The sequence below is a fragment of the Aliiglaciecola sp. LCG003 genome, assembly GCF_030316135.1.
In the GTDB taxonomy this organism is placed as follows: domain Bacteria; phylum Pseudomonadota; class Gammaproteobacteria; order Enterobacterales; family Alteromonadaceae; genus Aliiglaciecola.
This window is the reverse complement of record NZ_CP128185.1, coordinates 1775377-1791055: the sequence shown is the minus strand read 5'-3', so window position 1 is coordinate 1791055 and position 15679 is coordinate 1775377. Positions and strand designations below refer to the sequence as shown.

The following is a 15679-nucleotide window of genomic DNA, read 5'->3' as shown; positions in this document are numbered from 1 at the left end:
TACGTTTACAGACATAGTGACTATCTAGACTTTCTTCTAAACAACATTAATGGTAAGGATATTAGTAGCAAGCTAGCTGCCTCATCAAGCTGCACACCGCTGAAAATGGAAGCACGGAAATCCTATCCAACACTCAACCCAATTGCAGTAGCAACGGCAATTTGAGAGTTGCAGCCCTTGCTAACACATCAACCATGAAGGTTAAGGTCACCAATGAGCGCTATCAGGTTGCAGTAATAAAAAAGGCCATAAGATGATGGCCTTTTGAAACTCAAAAATGGTAAAGCTTAGTGCTTTTCGCCTAGATATAACCAAGTCTCGACTACGGTATCAGGATTAAGCGAGACACTGTCGATGCCCTGCTCTACCAACCATGCAGCCAAATCTTCATGATCAGATGGTCCCTGCCCACAGATGCCTACATATTTACCACGCTTCTTGGCCGCTTTAATTGCCATGCTCAACAGTGCTTTAACCGCAGGATCTCGCTCATCAAATAAATGAGCAATCAAACCCGAATCCCTATCAAGACCAAGAGTTAACTGAGTTAAGTCATTTGAACCAATAGAGAAGCCATCAAAAATATCGAGGAATTGATCGGCTAACAAACAGTTAGACGGCAATTCACACATCATGATAACCCGCAGGCCATTCTCGCCACGCACCAAACCTTGCTCTGCAAGAAGTTCAATCACCTTCTCGCCTTCACCAAGTGTGCGCACAAATGGGATCATGATTTCAACGTTCGTTAGACCCATTTTATTTCTGACTCGTTTAATGGCTTCGCATTCGAGGGCAAAACATTCACGGAAATCTTCAGAAATATAACGACTGGCTCCGCGGAAACCCAACATTGGGTTTTCTTCGTCCGGCTCATATTGAAAGCCGCCAACCAAATTGAAGTACTCATTTGATTTGAAGTCTGACATTCTAACGATGACTTTCTCTGGAGAAAATGCAGACGCGATCGTCGAGATACCCTCAACCAATTTCTCAATATAAAACTCAACAGGAGAAGCATAGCCGGCCATCATTTCCGAAATCTCTTGTTTTAGTTCGTCATCTTGATTGTCAAAATCTAGCAAGGCTTTGGGATGCACACCAATCATACGATTGATAATAAATTCTAAGCGCGCTAAGCCTACCCCTGAATGGGGTAAACGGGCGAAATCAAAAGCACGATCAGGGTTACCCACGTTCATCATGACTTTTAAAGGGATCTCTGGCATCGAATCAATACGTGATGTTACAACGTCAAAATCTAATTTGGCATCATATATATAACCGGTATCGCCTTCGGCACAAGACACTGTGATGATATCGCCTGTTTCGATACTATGGGTCGCATTCCCACAACCCACCACAGCAGGGATCCCTAGTTCACGAGCGATGATTGCGGCGTGACAGGTCCTACCACCACGGTTGGTGACAATCGCCGAGGCTTTTTTCATGATAGGTTCCCAGTCAGGGTCTGTCATGTCAGTAACTAATACATCCCCCGGTTGGATTTTGCCCATTTCATCAATCGAGCCGAGCACTTTGGCTACACCTGCACCGATTTTATGACCAATGGCACGACCTTCAGTAACCACTTTCGCTTTACCTTTTAACTGAAAGCTCTCAATTACCTGGATATCTTCACGGGAGCGCACAGTCTCTGGGCGAGCTTGAACGATATAAAGCTTGCCATCAGTTCCATCTTTTGCCCATTCAATATCCATCGGACGCTGGTAATGCTTTTCAATGATTTGCGCTTGACGGGCCAGATCCATGATTTCTTCATCATTGATAGAAAAAGACATACTTTGACTCTTGTCAACATCGACAATATCAACTTGCTTACCATGGGAAGTGTCTTCAGAGTAAATCATTTTGATTAATTTACTCCCTAGATTGCGGCGCACAATAGCGGGAAAGCCACGATCTAATGTTGGTTTATGCACATAGAATTCGTCAGGGTTAACCGCCCCTTGAACCACCATTTCACCCAAACCGTAAGATGAAGTGATAAATACCACATCTTCGAAACCAGATTCAGTATCTATGGTGAACATTACGCCGGAGGATGCTACGTCACTGCGCACCATTCGCTGAATACCAGCAGACAGGGCTACACCTTTATGGTCATAACCTTGGTGAACACGATAAGAGATGGCACGGTCATTAAACAAAGATGCGAACACATGCTTGATAGCGACTAAAACCGATCTATAGCCTTTTACATTTAAGAAGGTTTCCTGTTGGCCGGCAAAGGAGGCGTCAGGCATATCTTCTGCAGTGGCAGATGAACGTACCGCAAAAGAAGCTTGATCACCTGCGTCACCCTGCAACTTTTCAAAAGCAGTTTTAATTTCTTGTTCTAATTTAGGTTGGAAAGGCGTTTCAATAATCCAATTACGAATCGTTGCCCCGGCTTCATTAAGCGCGGCAATATCTTCCACATCAAGTGCATCTAGCACTTTATGTATTTTAGCTTCTAATCCACTTTGTTCTAAAAATTCATTAAATGCATAAGCGGTAGTTGCAAATCCTCCTGGAACTTGAACTCCTGCGCTGGCAAGGTTAGATATCATTTCACCCAATGATGCATTTTTGCCGCCGACACGACTTACATCATCCATCCCCAATTGCTCATACCAAAGTACATATTCTTGCACTATTGTTGCCCTCTACATTATGTTCAGATACGCGCTAAATTAGCGTTTAAAATCGTTTTGTTTAATGCAAAATAAGTCTTCAGATTGGTGCGGAAATTTAATTGTGTTCACCTTCTGGCTTTTTGCGTCAGAGATTTTAGAATGGTGTAAACAAGAAAGTAAAATTTAATTTCTTTCTGTAATAAAATTACAACATTTGTTAAGGAATTGTAGTGCGCTCAGCTTTTTATATATCCGATGGTACAGCCATTACAGCAGAGGTGTTCGGCCACGCTTTGCTGTCTCTTTTCACCGTAGAATTCAAACATCAAACTATTCCTTTCGTAGAAACTGAACAACAGGCCGAAAAAGTGTTATTGAAAATTTCTGAAAGTTTTCGTGAAAGCGGCCAACGACCTTTAGTTTTCTATACCATCGTAAATACCGATGTTCGTAAAATGATATCTAAGTCTGTGGGGATTAATTATAACTTTTTAGATCAGTTTGTAGCGCCCTTAGAAAAGGCTTTAGGTGTGCCTTCGATGCCGGAAAAACATCGTACCCATAGTATTCATGAAAAAACCTATGATATTCGAATTGATGCGGTTAACTATGCCCTTGCCAACGATGATGGTTCAAATGTTAAAGATTATCATGAGGCTGATATTATCTTGTGTGGGGTTTCTCGCTCAGGCAAAACCCCAACTAGCCTTTATCTAGCATTACAATACGGCATAAAAGCAGCAAATTATCCCTTCACTGAAGAAGATATGGGCGACGTACTAAAAATTCCCCCTGCCCTTAAGCGTTTCAAAAAGAAACTGTTTGGCCTGACCATCATGCCAGAAAGGTTACATCAAATTCGTTCTGAGCGTCGCCCAAACAGCCGCTACGCATCTATGCAACAATGCCGAATGGAACTAAGAGAAGTTGAAAACCTTTACCGAAAGGAAAAAATCCCCTTTCTCAACAGTACCAAGTTTTCAATTGAAGAAATGTCCGCCAAAATTTTAGCCGAAACGGGTTTACAACGAAGAAAATATTAAAGGCGGGTTCCCCTTCAAACTTGGGTTAACTGAAATAAAACAGTTAATCCTTAAGCAGGTAGATAACTCAAAACTTCGTCGGCCCATGCAAGGGCTTTACGATAACATCGATTGTAGCTGCATATTTCTTGATTGGATAACGTCTCGAAAATATGACTGTCGAAGCGTTCAATGCCAATGCTATTTTTAAGCATAATACCCAGATCATTGTTTTGCGATAATAGCGCCAATTTAATCTCTTGGTTTAGTTTCAAATGTTCAAGAATGTTCTCTAAGCTTGCCTCTAACACCGCATCAATACCGGAAAGTATGCCCACTAAGAAGCACTCAGAGGCATCCAATTTATGTTGTTGATCTGACTTTGTTTGGCTATATAACTCTAGGGTTTTTGCCCTAGTTAATAAGGTTCGAAACAATTCAAGTGGGCGATTAGATTCTGCTACTAGAGTCAAAATCATCGCCCATTGTTTAACCACTCTTAGGCCAAGAATGATAACTGCGTCTCTGACAGAATTGACATCTCTGACCAGCTGATAGAGTGGGCAGTTGATTAATGACAATATCTTCAAGGTTAGGATCGGATCTTGAGAGATCAGTTCAGCCACCTCTGCCACTTCAATATCCTGACGACTTAGCTCTGAGACCAAACGTAGCGCAGTCTGCTGACTTGCACCGATCTTTTTGCCTTCCACCTGTGTTGGGCGCTCTAGATAATAGCCTTGAAAGAGATCAAACCCTAAGGCTTTACACTCTTCATAAACTTCTAAACTTTCAACTTTTTCGGCCAGCAACATGCAACCTGTGCTTTTTAGCTTGGTCATTACCTTTTTCAGGGCTGGCATATTGACGGCTAAAATATCTACTTTGATTATTTTAAGATATTTGAAAAACGGTATCTTTGACGACTCTAGGACATAATCATCCAAGGCAAACTCAAACCCCTGTCTTCTTAACATTCTAATTTTATTCAATATTTCCTCGGTGGTTGGCACCGTTTCTAAAATCTCAAAGATAAGGTTCTGGGGGGCCACAGGAAAAAACTGGTCGCTTAACAAGAATTCTTCATCGATATTTATCAACATCGGTAAACCTAAATTGATGTTGTCATTTAACACGCTGGTACAGGCGTTAACCAACACCTCTCGGGTAGCTTGAGAATTACGATTCTTTTCGGGTGATTCCAACAAGGTCCCGCGATACAGAATTTCACAGGCAAACATGCGATTGTTAACATCAAAAACCGGCTGTCTTGCAAGTAAGACGGTTTGCTCCATGCTGTAAAACTCCTGATGATTTGGTCGACTAATTGTAGTCATGGACAAAGCTATATTGTGGCTATTGTATCGCATTAGAAAAATTATTAATAATCTATATTAGTTGTACAAGGGCATATTAACTAACCCATTATTATTCTAGTCTATACTGTTGTAAACGTCATATTCCCTAAATTATAAGTAGATACATGAGTACACAGAATGTAATTGACCAAGCTCAGGGACAATCACTAATTGACCTGTTTAAACATCCCGTAATGGTGGTTGATGAAATCGGTAATTTAGTTTCATTAAACAAGGCCTTTTGCCAAGACACGCTGTTAATGAATGAAACCGACTCATTGCTTAAACAAGCAAAACCCTTGCTATTTGGTGATCAAGAGCTGGTTTATTGGCATTTAGGCAGTTCCGAAAAATTACTTACCGCCATGCCAATGGCCCATGGCAGGAGTTTAATAAAGATCGCTTCGTCCAAACCCTCTGCACTTGCAAAACGTTACCATAACCTTGTGAGTGCCATAGATCAGATGTCAGATGCTATTATCATCTGTGATCATGACGGGATGATTGATTTAACCAATGAGCAATTTCAAACTATCTTTCCGATTGTGCGTGATGCAGTTGAAGAGGATATGAATGTGCTGGGGATTATTACCAAAATAGTTCAATACATTTTTCCCCAAGAGCTAAGGTTGCAACAAAAAGTATTTCGTTTATTGCGCAAGAAGCATAATTGCAAAGAGTCATTTTCTGCCTCCTTTACCTTACCCAACGGTCAATTTTATCAATATAGAGACAGCATTACCTTAAGTAGCGAAAGGATTGGACTGTTTATCAATGAATCCAAATTTAAAGAACTCAATGAACAACTGGAAAGCGCTTTTCAAGAAGCCACTGAGTTGAGCAAGGCCAAAAGTAATTTTATGGCGGCGATGAGTCATGAAGTGCGCACACCATTAAATGCCATTATTGGATTGGTCGACTTGTGTATGCTTGATCAGATATTCAGTTCACATGAATATATTAAACGCATGCGCCAAAGTGCCGCTTCGTTACTGCGACTAGTCAATGATGTGCTAGATTTCACCAAATTCGATGCTCAAAAAGTCGAACTCCTTACCACTAGAACAAACTTGCGCAAACTATGCGAATCCATCATTGAAAATTTCAGCGGACAGGCTAAAACCAGAGACATTGACTTGATGCTATTTTTGGATCCCAAGTTACCTAAAGAGGTGCGAGTTGATGATGTAAGATTAGATCAAGTACTCTCCAACTTAATCAGCAATGGACTGAAATTTAATCAAAACCCTCAGCCAACGCTAATGTTACAAGTTACCCAGAATGAGCTGACAGGCTACTGTGAATTTAGTGTCAAAGATAACGGAATAGGCATAGCAAAATCCGAACAGACGGCTATCTTTGCGCGATTTTCCCAAGCCAATCAATCCATTCACCGTTTATATGGCGGAACAGGCATAGGGCTAAGCATTTGTCATAAAATATGCCAACTCATGAAAGGAGATATTTATGTCAACAGTAACCTAGGAGAAGGGTCAGAGTTTATCGTGCAGTTACCTTTGGAAGCTTGCGGTCCCTGTGAGTTGACAGATTTAGTTATACCTAAAGCTGGTGATCGCATAGTCAGTAGTAACGATAGAGGATTTCATCAGGTTTTAACTATGTATGCTGAAATCCTTCAGTTTTCAACCCAATACTATGAGGCCCTTCCCCACACCCTAAAAGAACATGAAATATTCTGTATCAACCCCCAGATTTTGCAACAAAATGATGATTATCAACACCTTAGTCAATCCCAAATGGCACTTATCAAAGACACTATAGATGAGCATGATCAGACTAAATATATTGAGGTTCACCGAACCCCACTTCGTTTAGAAGAGTTGATGTTGCTATTAAACGGACGTCAAAAAGCACAACAAATTGAAGATGCCATTTTCATTGCACCGATCCAGCCTAGCTCAACCATCAGAGCCTTGGTAGTTGAAGACAATGAAGATAATATGTATGTGCTTAAACGCCAATTTGAAACCCTCAAAATTGAAGCAAATTTTGCAATGTCAGCTGAAGATGGAATGATATTTTTTGAACAACAACATTTTGACTTGGTCATTAGTGACTTTCAGATGCCTGGGGTTTCAGGCGCCGAATTAATTAGTATTTTGCGAGAGTGCGAGCAGGCTGAAAATAGAAGCCCAGCCACAATGATCATTCTGACAGCGGACAAAACCCAGCGCTGTAGAGACGAATGTTTAGCCGCTGGTGCAGATAAAATACTCATGAAGCCGCTGATACTTAAAGAGCTCTCAAGTTTAATTAAGCATTACTGCGAATCCATTAAAAAGTCCGATACAATTCCGGCCTCTGCCTCAACGACCAAGGTTACATCTACAACTGCTAATGCAGTGATTATTGATAGCGATTTCTTTATCGATGAATCTGAGTTTGAGGAGGATTTAACCGAGTATGATAATGACGCTGTTATTGACTTAAATTGCTTGTATGAAATTGCAGGAAAGCTTGATAAAAACGAAGAAACTCAATATCTTCGACAATTTGCCATAAATTTAAACAAGGTATTCGCCGAAATGAATATGGCGGCTAATACCCAAAACTGGCTTGTATTGGGGAAGCTTGCCCATAGCTTAAAGAGTAGCTCTATGATTGTTGGAGCCCGCCAACTCAGCCTATATTGTGAAAAACTTGAAGCACAATGCAATGCAGAATTAACATCCGAGGATATTCTAAGCCTATGGATAACAACGCGATCTTTAATTGACGAACTGATTAATTATTTAACAGAGCAGTATAAATAGCATGATTAAAAACAGCGAAAACTCTATTGTATTGTTCGTTACCGATGTTGAAAGTGATGAATTGGTAATACAAGTGCTCAAAAAGCATTTTGCCCATGTTAGCGTCTGTAAATTATTGAAAGAAGTTTGTCGGCACCTAGTCGATAAGACCTCAAAAATATTTTTAATGACTGGAGATACCCTAGAAAAGAGCCTGCAAAGCTATTATCGCTCTTTAGATGCTGTGGCCGACTATGATATTTGTGAGCATAGAGTCGTTAGTCTTATCCCAAGACAATGCGAACAAAGTGCCTATGAAGCCTATAAAGCAAGGATCATTGATGATTTCATGGTGTCTCGGCCTGTATACGAAATGCATCGCATTCTATTAATTTGCGAACATTTATTTATTGAGTTAGGCGTAAAACTCAGCGATTCACAAGCATCTAGCGCAAAGTATAAAGAACAAATAGATGGATTTGATGACAAACTGAAGAAATCTGTTTTAAAAGGATTGCAGCGTAAGACTGCAATTAAAAGTGAATTTGAACATAGTGTGATAGAGATAGAAAATGCCTTAGCCTCAGCCGCATTCAAAATCCAACAAAATCAGCCGGTAAAACTGGATATCAACAAACTAAAAGAAACCCTTTCGGTGATCCGTTCTGACTCCATACGGCCAGAGTTACTGCGCTTGCAAGACAAAGCTATCCAATTGCTTGAACAATCACTCAACATTGAACAGCAAAACCCGTCGAGTAAAGAGGAGGTTACTAGCCCGAGTGCCGCTGTATCTACTTCCGTCAAAGCTGAAAAAACCAAACAGTCCTACGAATTTAACCGCTTGTATCAACAAGATGTTGATCCTGAAGAATTATTAAAAGAAAAAAGTAGCCGTCCCTCTATCTTGTTGGTGGAAGATGATGTTATCAGCATGCAACTGACGCAAAAGCTGTTATCTAATTTTGCCATCACCATAGAAACTGCGAATACGGGAAGGCTTGCTTTTGCATGTCTAACCAGCAAAAAATATGATCTGGTGCTGATGGATGTCAACCTACCGGATACCAATGGTATCTACATCGTTGACCAATCAACGTCTGGCGATAGCTTGAACCAGGATACACCAATTATTATGCTCTCGGGGAATAAGAACAAATCAACAGTGGCAAATGCATTAGAAAGGGGCGCTAAAGGTTACATCATAAAACCGCTAAATAAAGCCACCGTCAGTAAGCTCTTTGCCAAGTTCTTTACCCATTTAGAACATTAGATATTGCTCAATCGGGTTACCAACGTCATGCTGGTTTACGTTTATTTAGATAAAGCAGTGCCATGATCAAACCAATCACGAAACTTAACACATGGCCAGGCTTGGCATAGCCTACGCTGTTAACATCTAAATATAGCGCAGGGATAATGGCGATAAAAACTGCCAATTTGAGCCATCTAGATGGCTCAAAACTGCTATAACTAAGCACCACTGCATACCCAGCAAACCCTAGCACAGCTTGAGATGCTCCGGTTCCAAGATCCCATGGAGCTGGTGTGAATACACTTGAAAATATTGTGCCTGCCACACCGGCTACAAACCAGATGGCAAACGTCTGCACTGCACCGACTTTTCGTTCGATTAAACTCGCTAGCATCAGCATGGTCAAAACGTTCAGCAACATATGGCTTTGATGAACATGAATTAATTGGCAACTGAAAAGCTTCCACAACGCTAAGCTGTGCAATGCTCCTAGGTTAATTCCACCGTAGTCGGCTAAATAGATAATCCTGGCTTTTCCCCACAAGGAACCACTGATTTGATAGGCCACGTAGCAGGAAAATATGAAGGTAGCAAGGGCAATAAAAATAGAAAAATAGGGGAAGTAGAATTTTTTCATTCAGATCTAACGCCTTGGTGGCTAACGCTCCATTGGAGGTCGACTATCTTGCATCAGGATATCTAATGCCTTTTGTGCTTTGGGAACATTAACCAAGTCACCGTCCTCAAGCATTTCACATTCATCATCAACCATTTGCGCAATGGTGACTGGGTAATATTTGCAATCATCGGGTCGGTCAAAGTAGATATCACAGGTATACAGTTTGCTTTTTGCATCGATGCGAAGCCAAGGACAAAGTGTGATGGCTTCTCCGGATTTGGGTTGATGCCAAATTTTGCCATTTTTGACATAATCGACGATATCAGGACGAAAGAGCACCCACATATCGATTTCTTGTTCCGTGACCGATAAACCACCGTCACTGTATTTTACACAACACTTGCCACACTGATTGCAGGATTTCACTATCTTCTGCGCTTTTTACGATTTGAACTACTACGTGGTTTGTCTTCTTTTAAATCCCGCTTTGTTGGGGTCTCTGAGCCTTCTCTAAAACGCTGCTTACGTTGTTCTTTCTCTGCTTCTTTGGCGGCATGTGCGTCGGCCACCTCGCGTTTTTCTTGTTCGACCATGGCCGGTGTTTCTAAAGTAATACGGCCTAGTTTGCCGGAGCGTAATTCATTGATCAGCACTTCACATATTTTATGTAAATTAACTCTTCCGCCTGCACGTAAGGCACCACGTTTACCCGCTGCAGCTTCTAGAAACTCTATTTCCGTCTCGGGAATATAATCTAAACTGAATCGCTCTTTCATCAGCTCTGGATAGGCTTTGATTAGATAGTCTGCAGCGTAAAAGCCTACATCTTCGTAATCCATTGCCGTATCTTTAATCGCCCCTGACGCTGCCAGCCGATAACTACTATTAGGATTCTCGATTTTTGGCCACAAGATTCCTGGGGTATCAAATAACACGATACCACTGCCTATATTAATTCTTTGCTGAGATTTCGTAACCGCAGGCACATTGCCGGTTTGAGCAATGATCCGATCAGCCAAGGTGTTTATCAAAGTCGACTTGCCAACATTCGGAATACCGACAATCATGGTATTGATTGATTTAATGCTGGCATCTTTTTCAGGTAACATCTTGCGGCACAAGTCGACAATTTGTTTGATTTTAGCGGGCTGCTCAGTGGTAGTTGGAAAGGTTTTAACGCCTTTTTCTTGTTCTAAGTATGCTTGCCATTGGCTGGTTAACTCAGGATCAGCCAAATCGGTTTTGCTCAACACCTTGATACAAGGCTTATCCCCGCGCAATTGTGCAATAGCGGGGTTTTCACTGGAATACGGGATCCGAGCATCGAGTACTTCTATCAATAAATCCACACTAGGAAGTACTTCTTTTATTTCTTTCTGGGCTTTATGCATATGCCCGGGATACCATTGAATGGCCATCAATTAACCTTCTTTATTAAATCATTTATTTACCAGACCAGTACCACTGGGCCTTTAATATTTTCTAACGGCACAAAACCAAAATACCGACTATCGAGACTATTATCTCTATTATCACCCATAACGAATACATGACCAGCGGGTACTATCCATTGATTCAGTTCAGTGCCAGCTTGGGGGAAATAAGCAGATATTTTGTCAACCTTTTTGGGGATGAATATTATCTCATAAGTACTCTTATCTAAGGACTCTTCAGCCTGTTGAAAATTAAATGTGTTAAATTCAAAATCATCCCTAGCGTGCTGTGTGGACAGGCTTGTTGTTTTATCTGTTGAGTTTGCGCCCAAGACCACTAATTCTTTGCCTACTAACCAAACTTCATCACCTTCTAAGCCGACAATTCGTTTGACATAATCCAATGATGTATCATGTGGGTATTCAAATACAATAATCTGACCACGCTGTAGTTTTTGCGTTTTTTCAGATTCGAATAAGCTCACCCCATAACTACCGTACTTGCCATACCCCCACTTTTTAACCAAAAGATAATCACCTGGCTTCAAGGTAGGCAACATTGACCCAGACGGAGCGACAAAGGATTCATACAAGAATGAGCGAAATAAAAATATGGTTATATAAAAAAGTAATACACTACAAACTATCCCCCACCATTTAGAATACCAGGGGCGTTTTATTTGTTGATAGTTTTTAGCGAGAATATAGCCAATTATTCCGAATGAAATTGCTATCGCAAACGTAATATATCTAAAAGCGTTAGCGTCAAAATAGCTAATAGCTACAACTAAACTTACGCTTAAGCTAAACAGACATACAAGAAACCATTTCCCTTTACCAACATATAGTAAAGCGACAGGTTGTAAAAACACACCTAAGATCACAGCAATCCAACGAGTTGGCTTCCATGGTGTGTTTTTATGTAACTGGTCATACATAATTAAAGTTACTTAAATTACTTCTAAGGCAGAATTTAACAACAAGGTGAGTTGCAAAGGATTTCACGATTTCACTCGTCCACCGGTTACTTTGTCGGCCCGCCCCTCTTCTTTGGCTTTTTCGGCGCGTTTACGGCGCACTTCTTTAGGGTCAGCGATTAGCGGCCGGTAAATCTCAATTCGATCTCCGTGTTTGGGGAAATCAGTTAATTTACAGGTACGATTCCAAATACCCACTTTATTGCTGGTTAAATCTATTTCTGGGAAACGACGCATTACACCTGACGCTTGAATGGCTTGCTCTACAGTTGTGCCCTGTTCTACCACAACTTTAAGCAAAGCTTGTTTAGTAGGTAGGCCGTAGGCAACTTCAATGGTTATTTGGCTATCTGTCATTGATACACCTCTTTGGCTCGCGCAGTAAATGCATTCACCATGTTAGTTGCAATGGCATTAAATACCTTGCCAAACGCCATTTCAGCCAACTTGCTTGAAAAACTAAAATCCAACTTGAGTTCAATTTTACAAGCATCATCTGACAACGCAGTAAACATCCAGCCGCCTTGTAAATGGGAAAAAGGCCCTTCAACTAGACTCATATTAATAAATTGGCCGCGGGCTAATTCATTGTGAGTGGTGAACCACTGCTTTACACCGGCTTTAGATATCAATAATGCCGCCTTCATCGAATTTTCGTCCTGCTCTAATACTTTTGTTTGCGCACAGCCAGGCAAAAACGCCGGATAAGCCTCAACGTCATTAACCAAATCAAACATCGACTCGGCGCTAAAGGCCACCAGAGCACTTCGATGAATACTCGCCATTCAATCTCCTAGGGGAAAGTATTTAAAATTGCTAAAAGTTTATCATAAAATGCCATAAGGTTTTCAATTTCAACTATTTTTATCAACAGGTGCAGACAAATTTATTACGCCTGATATAATCCCCCGCTATGAACAAAAAGAAGTCAAAATCTAATCAAAGCAACACTATTGCTTTGAACAAAAAAGTCCGCCATGAATTTCACCTGCAAGATAAAATCGAAGCAGGTATAGAATTGCAAGGCTGGGAAGTAAAAGGGATCCGCGCAGGCAAGGTAAACTTGACGGATAGTTATGTCTTTATCCAAAATGGTGAAGCCTATTTGCATGGCTGTAAAATAACACCATTAAATCAAGCTTCATCACACGTTGTGTGCAATCCAGACAGAAATAAAAAGCTGTTATTGCATCGCCGTGAATTGGATCGACTCATTGGTGCAAGAGAGCGCCAAGGCTACTCAATTGTGGCCACAGCGATGTATTGGAGCCAATGCTGGGTCAAAGTAGAAATCTACTTGGCTAAAGGTAAAGATGCCCATGATAAGCGTGACACAGTAAAAGACCGAGATTGGGCACGACAAAAAGAACGGATGATGAAAGTTAAAGCCTAATTAAGACATTAGGCTTTTGCTCTTTACTAGTTCACTTCTCCTTTGAAGTGATTGCGATAGCGCTTGGTTAATTTGGCTGCTCTTACCTGGTCGAAAATCAATGAAAATAACGGGGAAGCATCAAACTTCACCGCTTTACCACTTCCCAATCTTCTCAGTTGGCGCTTTACCATCGCCATGTTTGCCAAGCCACTTAGGGTTTTGTCTTTCCAGCTCACTGATGGAATAGTACCAACAATCCCCGGAACGGCCTGCCAATGATTGGGTAAATCAGGGGTATAGGCCATTGCTGATGCCAGCCCAACTAATTGAGCACCAGAATCGAGTACTTGTTGTGCAACAGGTAGGCGCTTGATACCACCGGTGGTCATGATAGGCATACTGGTTTGAGCAGCTATTTTCGCGGTGAACTCGATAAAATAGGCTTCGCGAGCCAAGGTTCTATCATCCGCCGTTCGCCCTTGCATGGCAGGCGCTTCGTAACTGCCGCCAGATAACTCGACAAAATCAACGGCCAAGGGCTCGAGCAGTTTCACCACCACTAGCGCATCATCGACATCAAAGCCACCGCGCTGAAAATCAGCGGAATTAAGTTTGACCGCAACGGTAAAATCCGCGCCGCATGCTTTTCGCACAGACTTAACCACTTCAAGCAGCAAACGAGCCCGATTTTCGATACTACCGCCCCACTCGTCTTCACGCTTGTTGCTAAGAGGTGATAAAAATTGTGCTAACAAATAACCATGGGCAGCGTGAATTTCAACTCCATCAAAACCGGCCTCTTGCGCCTTCACAGCTGTGGCTGTAAAACGTGCCTGCACATCTCTTATTTCATCTATTGTCATAGCTTTGGGATGGCCAAACAACCCTGAGTGCTTACCCATATTGAGTGCAACGTCAGATGGTGACAGCACTTTACCACCCATTTTTTTAAATACTTGCCGACCAGGATGATTAATCTGCATTAACACTTTAGTGTTATTTTGCTTGGCTACTTCAGCCAATTTGCTAAAAGGCTCAAGAGGCGTATCACATTCAAGGGCAAGACCGCCAGGACCGGTCATTGCTAGGTGATCTATCATTACGTTACCGGTTATTATTAACCCGACTCCGCCTAGCGCCCAAGCCTGATATAAGTTAAACAATGCTTGGTCTGGCTGTTGCTGCTCATTGGCTAAGTTCTCTTCCATTGCCGCTTTTACTAATCGATTTTTAACGGTTAAGCCACTTGGCAATGTATAGCTATCAAATATTTTGCTTGTCATTTTGTACCATTATAAAAACTTTAATAATGTAAGATTAACCTTTAAGTGAACTTTTAGTCCAATATAAGGTCTTACTTTCAGCTAATCGATGAACATATCGGTGGCATTAACGCCAACAACAGCTTGTAAATTTATGTTTTGATTTAGTAAGTGAAATTGGCAGAACTGACGGTATTTAGCTCTAACTGTTCTGAGCAATCTAGTATCACGGTTAATTTATCGAGATATTGCTCAACAAATCAACAAAACTGTTGTTTTAAAAGAATTTTATACGACCCATTGTATTTGCTAGTAACAGTTGTGGTATACTGCCAGAATACTAAATAGAAGGTTTGCATCTATTTAGGTTACACATTGGGGCTGATTTTGGATTCGACAGGATTCGGGATGCCTTAGGTGCATGCAGAGGTGCGGTTTGCCTCTTTAAACAGCCGCAAAAAAATAGTCGCAAACGACGAAAACTACGCACTAGCAGCTTAATAACCTGTATAGGCCCTTCCACTTCAGCCGTATTCTATTCGTGAAGGTTTGGAAGGTCATACTAATAGAATAGCGAGGGAAACTTGTCCGAGGTTGAACCGCGAAATAGTATCGGGAAAGCTATGAGAAATCCTGTTTGTCGGAGTTCGAATTAGTTAAATAAATGACAAAATAAGCATGTAGTACCAACGGTTGAAGCTTTCTGGACGCGGGTTCAAGTCCCGCCAGCTCCACCAATTATAGATTCGAATAGAATCGAAAAAACCCGCAAAACCTAATCAATAACGGTTTTCGCGGGTTTTTTATTGGCTGTTGTTTTACTAACCTAAGGGACACAACAGGCCTATATACTCCAAGCACTCTGTGTCTCAACTTACCTAGTATTTGAAAACTGTTCCATTATTTGTATCCAAATACTAGGAGCGAAATGAAAATCACCCAACCCCTTGGACATAACAAAGCTAGAATAAAACCTATACTTTTTC

At 41.3% G+C, this 15679-nt stretch carries 13 protein-coding genes and 1 other RNA gene; 5 read left to right on the top strand and 9 right to left on the bottom strand.

Features of this window, described 5'->3' with window-relative positions; genetic code table 11:
- Positions 1-287: 287 nt before the first annotated feature.
- A complete protein-coding gene (gene ppsA, locus QR722_RS07625; protein ID WP_286286789.1) occupies positions 288-2657 on the bottom strand; it encodes a phosphoenolpyruvate synthase in 2370 nt (789 codons plus the stop codon).
- 212 nt (positions 2658-2869) lie between these two features.
- Here ppsA and ppsR point away from each other — a divergent pair, with 212 nt between their 5' ends.
- Positions 2870-3682: a posphoenolpyruvate synthetase regulatory kinase/phosphorylase PpsR gene (ppsR, locus tag QR722_RS07620; protein WP_286286787.1), complete on the top strand. Its 813-nt coding sequence runs from the start codon at positions 2870-2872 to the stop codon at positions 3680-3682.
- Positions 3683-3732: 50 nt separating this feature from the next.
- Here the strand turns inward: ppsR and QR722_RS07615 are convergent, their stop codons facing one another.
- Positions 3733-4956 (bottom strand): EAL and HDOD domain-containing protein, encoded by a 1224-nt coding sequence (locus QR722_RS07615; RefSeq protein ID WP_286286784.1) that lies wholly within the window; start codon positions 4954-4956, stop codon positions 3733-3735.
- Positions 4957-5144: 188 nt separating this feature from the next.
- Here QR722_RS07615 and QR722_RS07610 point away from each other — a divergent pair, with 188 nt between their 5' ends.
- On the top strand, positions 5145-7793 hold the full coding sequence (locus tag QR722_RS07610; RefSeq protein ID WP_286286782.1) for a hybrid sensor histidine kinase/response regulator: 2649 nt from the start codon (positions 5145-5147) through the stop codon (positions 7791-7793).
- Position 7794: 1 nt separating this feature from the next.
- Positions 7795-9045, top strand: a complete 1251-nt coding sequence (locus QR722_RS07605; protein ID WP_286286781.1) for a response regulator — start codon at positions 7795-7797, stop codon at positions 9043-9045.
- Between the two features lie 25 nt (positions 9046-9070).
- Here the strand turns inward: QR722_RS07605 and QR722_RS07600 are convergent, their stop codons facing one another.
- From QR722_RS07600 to QR722_RS07575, 6 genes are all read right to left on the bottom strand, one after another.
- Positions 9071-9664: a rhomboid family intramembrane serine protease gene (locus QR722_RS07600; RefSeq protein WP_286286779.1), complete on the bottom strand. Its 594-nt coding sequence runs from the start codon at positions 9662-9664 to the stop codon at positions 9071-9073.
- A 21-nt stretch (positions 9665-9685) separates the two neighbouring features.
- Positions 9686-10072, bottom strand: coding sequence for a YkgJ family cysteine cluster protein (locus QR722_RS07595; protein WP_286286778.1), 387 nt, complete (start codon positions 10070-10072; stop codon positions 9686-9688).
- Positions 10072-11064 (bottom strand): ribosome biogenesis GTPase YlqF, encoded by a 993-nt coding sequence (gene ylqF, locus QR722_RS07590; RefSeq protein WP_286286776.1) that lies wholly within the window; start codon positions 11062-11064, stop codon positions 10072-10074. Before ylqF ends, QR722_RS07595 begins: the two co-directional genes overlap by 1 nt.
- Positions 11065-11093: 29 nt before the next feature.
- A complete protein-coding gene (gene lepB, locus QR722_RS07585; protein ID WP_286286775.1) occupies positions 11094-12017 on the bottom strand; it encodes a signal peptidase I in 924 nt (307 codons plus the stop codon).
- 63 nt (positions 12018-12080) lie between these two features.
- Positions 12081-12413, bottom strand: a complete 333-nt coding sequence (locus QR722_RS07580) for an RnfH family protein (RefSeq protein ID WP_286286773.1) — start codon at positions 12411-12413, stop codon at positions 12081-12083.
- A complete protein-coding gene (locus QR722_RS07575; protein WP_286286772.1) occupies positions 12410-12841 on the bottom strand; it encodes a type II toxin-antitoxin system RatA family toxin in 432 nt (143 codons plus the stop codon). Before QR722_RS07575 ends, QR722_RS07580 begins: the two co-directional genes overlap by 4 nt.
- Positions 12842-12969: 128 nt before the next feature.
- Between QR722_RS07575 and smpB the strand changes: the two genes are divergently transcribed.
- Entirely contained in the window at positions 12970-13449 is a 480-nt protein-coding gene (smpB, locus tag QR722_RS07570) for an SsrA-binding protein SmpB (protein ID WP_286286770.1), read from the top strand.
- Between the two features lie 26 nt (positions 13450-13475).
- Here the strand turns inward: smpB and QR722_RS07565 are convergent, their stop codons facing one another.
- Positions 13476-14714, bottom strand: a complete 1239-nt coding sequence (locus QR722_RS07565; RefSeq protein WP_286286768.1) for an NADH:flavin oxidoreductase/NADH oxidase family protein — start codon at positions 14712-14714, stop codon at positions 13476-13478.
- Between the two features lie 356 nt (positions 14715-15070).
- Here QR722_RS07565 and ssrA point away from each other — a divergent pair.
- Positions 15071-15430, top strand: a transfer-messenger RNA (tmRNA) gene (ssrA, locus tag QR722_RS07560).
- The last annotated feature ends 249 nt before the right edge of the window (positions 15431-15679 follow it).

Bases quoted from the DNA above. Each gene is read 5' to 3' on its own strand.
- QR722_RS07575 (WP_286286772.1), bottom strand. From the start codon at position 12,841: ATGGCGAGTATTCATCGAAGTGCTCTGGTGGCCTTTAGCGCCGAGTCG.
- QR722_RS07605 (WP_286286781.1), top strand. From the start codon at position 7,795: ATGATTAAAAACAGCGAAAACTCTATTGTATTGTTCGTTACCGATGTT.
- lepB (WP_286286775.1), bottom strand. From the start codon at position 12,017: ATGTATGACCAGTTACATAAAAACACACCATGGAAGCCAACTCGTTGG.
- QR722_RS07615 (WP_286286784.1), bottom strand. From the start codon at position 4,956: ATGGAGCAAACCGTCTTACTTGCAAGACAGCCGGTTTTTGATGTTAAC.
- QR722_RS07610 (WP_286286782.1), top strand. From the start codon at position 5,145: ATGAGTACACAGAATGTAATTGACCAAGCTCAGGGACAATCACTAATT.
- QR722_RS07600 (WP_286286779.1), bottom strand. From the start codon at position 9,664: ATGAAAAAATTCTACTTCCCCTATTTTTCTATTTTTATTGCCCTTGCT.
- smpB (WP_286286770.1), top strand. From the start codon at position 12,970: ATGAACAAAAAGAAGTCAAAATCTAATCAAAGCAACACTATTGCTTTG.
- ylqF (WP_286286776.1), bottom strand. From the start codon at position 11,064: ATGGCCATTCAATGGTATCCCGGGCATATGCATAAAGCCCAGAAAGAA.
- QR722_RS07580 (WP_286286773.1), bottom strand. From the start codon at position 12,413: ATGACAGATAGCCAAATAACCATTGAAGTTGCCTACGGCCTACCTACT.
- QR722_RS07565 (WP_286286768.1), bottom strand. From the start codon at position 14,714: ATGACAAGCAAAATATTTGATAGCTATACATTGCCAAGTGGCTTAACC.